At 36.9% G+C, this 2,883-nt stretch carries 4 protein-coding genes; all 4 read right to left on the bottom strand.

Features of this window, described 5'->3' with window-relative positions; translation table 11 throughout:
* Positions 1 to 373 precede the first annotated feature (373 nt).
* Positions 374 to 682 (bottom strand): DUF6897 domain-containing protein, encoded by a 309-nt coding sequence (locus tag LJE72_RS25835; protein ID WP_229251006.1) that lies wholly within the window; start codon positions 680 to 682, stop codon positions 374 to 376.
* Between the two features lie 38 nt (positions 683 to 720).
* Positions 721 to 1,584, bottom strand: coding sequence for a nitroreductase family protein (locus LJE72_RS25830; protein ID WP_229251005.1), 864 nt, complete (start codon positions 1,582 to 1,584; stop codon positions 721 to 723).
* Positions 1,585 to 2,085: 501 nt separating this feature from the next.
* Complete coding sequence (locus LJE72_RS25825) at positions 2,086 to 2,532, bottom strand: DUF6773 family protein (protein ID WP_229251004.1); 447 nt, start codon at positions 2,530 to 2,532, stop codon at positions 2,086 to 2,088.
* Positions 2,525 to 2,734: a helix-turn-helix transcriptional regulator gene (locus LJE72_RS25820; RefSeq protein WP_229251003.1), complete on the bottom strand. Its 210-nt coding sequence runs from the start codon at positions 2,732 to 2,734 to the stop codon at positions 2,525 to 2,527. The genes LJE72_RS25825 and LJE72_RS25820 overlap by 8 nt, the downstream gene beginning before the upstream one ends.
* Positions 2,735 to 2,883 lie beyond the last annotated feature (149 nt).

Here is a 2,883-nt window from a genome sequence, read left to right as displayed (position 1 = left end):
CCTTGTTGTTTAGTTTTCAAAGATCAGGATATTTTCTCTGGCTGTTTAGGCCGGAATCGTATCTTAGCATTTTCAACTTATGTTGTCAATAACTAATCTCTTAACCTTTAGTCAGATGCAAAGAGTAGTAACTCTTCCCTTTCTGATTAACCAAGTGCGTTTGAGGCACCCAGTCATAATACCATTTTCAAGATATGCTGTCAACGCCTATTTTAATCCTATTCCTCTCAAACATTCACCTCAATGGAGCAAGGTTTATCATAATATTAAGATACTTACGTGCCGTCAATATGGTGTTTCAAGATGAAAAAACCCATCTAGGTCTTTTCATTTCAAGGGGTTTGGATACCGTACTATACGGTAGCATTTGCATTTATATCATTTTTATACTCTGAATAAATTCCGCATTAATAAGTTCGTTACCTTTTTTCGTTTCTACTTCAAGCCAATTTTCATTGACACCTATTATTATTCCCTTGACAGTAGTGCCAAAAGTCCCTGTGGATATCAGACATTTCTTGCTGATGTACTTTTTGATGAGCTCGTTAGTCATTATATCTACACCTTCCCTCTTCCTGATTTTTAACAGTACCGCCTTATGCACCGCACGTTGCTGTGGCAAAATGATAAAAAATATAATGAACAATGGCAAGTAGATCGCAATCCATGACCCTGAGTTCAATAGACCTCATCCTTCACATTAAATAGAATAATAATAGATTAAATGCCTTCGACCCAACTAACCAAATACTCGGTATCTGGTGGTGTACTGATGCTTCCTATATCACTGATTTGCCATTTTCCACTGATACCTTGTTCTTTGGCAGTCAGTTCAAAATGACACATGGCAATACCCATATCAACTCTTTGTAAATCGTGAGCCATAAATTTAGCATAGCCCTTAGTGTGTTGGAGAAAGAAATGACTCTTATTAGTATCCTTCACAATCCTCCACGGTTGCTTATTGGAAGCTGAGGGTGCAAGTCGCAGCATTTCCAGTGGGGTTTCGTATTTCCCGGCCGCCGACTTAGACAAATGATGCCCAAAATCACTATTGAAGAAAAGCTCGCCCCATCCTTTTCTGTTTTTTGATCCGGCAGTAAATCTCATAGCAGAATCGATCAAACTCTTTCTGTTGCTGGAATAACCAATCGGCGAGATACAAGGCAAAATCTCATGATCTTTTTGCTCAATCGCTTTAGCAAATTCACTTTTCTTAAAAGTTCCGCCAAGCCAACAAGTACCCAACCCCAAGGATGTAGCATATAAAACAACCTTCTCAAAGGAATATCCAAAATCCTCTAAATCTCTGTCAGCCTTTTCAACCACGGCAACAACATAGGTCGATGCACCTTTTATCACCCCATAAGTCCCTAGCTTTGCGCTTGATTCTTTACGAGCAAGATCACTTTCAATGAGCTCAAATCTTACATTTCCTCCAAATGGACCCCTGAAAGTTGAAAAAAATCCACGCAACGCATCTTGAATCTCGGGCGTTAATGGTTGCTCTAAATAAGTCCGGACAGAAATTCTTTTTTTAACTATTTCAGTGATCGATGATCCAAATAGTAGTTCATCCGACATACCAAAACCTCCAAGACTTTTATTTAACACTAACCACTATCTTTGTAAGCACCTGTTTACGATACCCATTTCTAGGTTGCAAACGAAATGCTTCTAGCACATATTATAGCAAATAATGGAGATTATAAAAACTTTTTACACAACCACCATTTTTTAAAATCTATCTTCTGGAAACTAAAATTCTTAAATACTTATAATATTTGGTTTATCAAAGTTGTAAGTTAATAAAAAAATAGACCCCAGCTTAATACCGAAGTCATCTAGAGAAGTATAATTACTATGAATTTTCGAGATTAGAACTAAGATACTGGAGGAGTAGCTTTCTTCTCAGACTTCTTCTTCATTTTCTCCTTGTTCCTAGGACTTTTGTCTCCCATGCAAAATACCTCCAATCACACATTAACCCTAGTATTGCAGGTAAAACATTTTTCCATACATAGTCTGTGCCCATTTCATCAACACCTTTACCCTCTGAGCATTGATGATTTGTCGCTGGTTTAATTATTCATCGTTTCTAGCTTGCCACTTAGTGAGTAAGCTAACAATACCTAATACAATAAATAATACGATTGAAAACACAAATAAAATCATCGCACCCTTATCCCCAGAGGAAATCGGTTTTTTCAAAGAATCCATGTTGAGATAAGCAACTGTTCCAGCCACGAATGCTGCCACCCCAAGAACAAGTGCAATTTTTCTACCTATATTTTTATTTCTATTTTTAGGTCTAGGTCCAACGTAGGAATTATTCCATATTATTCGAGTCAAATAATAAGTCATACACCCTAGCATAATAACGAAAACATTCATGGGATACTGCAGCCAGCGGAAACCAAACCCACTGAGACCAATGTCAATCAAAAGAAGGTAAAAGAGTAACATAAACGCTTGATTCCCAACCATGTTTCGTTTTTGAACTTGCATTTCATCTAAGTTAATTCTACTCATCTTCCTCTTCCTCCCAAAATAGTTGATCGAGAGTTTTCCCTAATACTTTGCAGATAGAAACACACAACTTAATAGATGGATTATAATCCCCTTTTTCAATGGCATTAATGGTCTGCCGAGTTACTCCCGTGGCATCTGCCAGATCTTTTTGTGACATGTCTTTAGCCGCTCTTGAAGATTTCAACTTCAAATTTTTGCTCATTCCAACACCTCAAGTATAATAGTAATATGCATTCATCTTTTTGTCAATTATATCATACATTTTGTATTATTAATTTTCCACAACAAAAAGCAAAAACTTACTTGAAAGACGAGAGGCCACTTTGTAAACCAAGAAGCATTTTTTGTAAC

The sequence above is a fragment of the Desulfosporosinus shakirovi genome (genome assembly GCF_020595055.1).
GTDB lineage: Bacteria > Bacillota > Desulfitobacteriia > Desulfitobacteriales > Desulfitobacteriaceae > Desulfosporosinus > Desulfosporosinus shakirovi.
Note: the sequence above shows the minus strand (reverse complement) of the source record. Positions and strands in the feature narration are given on the sequence as shown.

What these genes read in the sequence shown, in the direction of transcription:
- LJE72_RS25830 (WP_229251005.1), bottom strand. Translation starts at nt 1,584, where the DNA reads ATGTCGGATGAACTACTATTTGGATCATCGATCACTGAAATAGTTAAA.
- LJE72_RS25825 (WP_229251004.1), bottom strand. Translation starts at nt 2,532, where the DNA reads ATGAGTAGAATTAACTTAGATGAAATGCAAGTTCAAAAACGAAACATG.
- LJE72_RS25820 (WP_229251003.1), bottom strand. Translation starts at nt 2,734, where the DNA reads ATGAGCAAAAATTTGAAGTTGAAATCTTCAAGAGCGGCTAAAGACATG.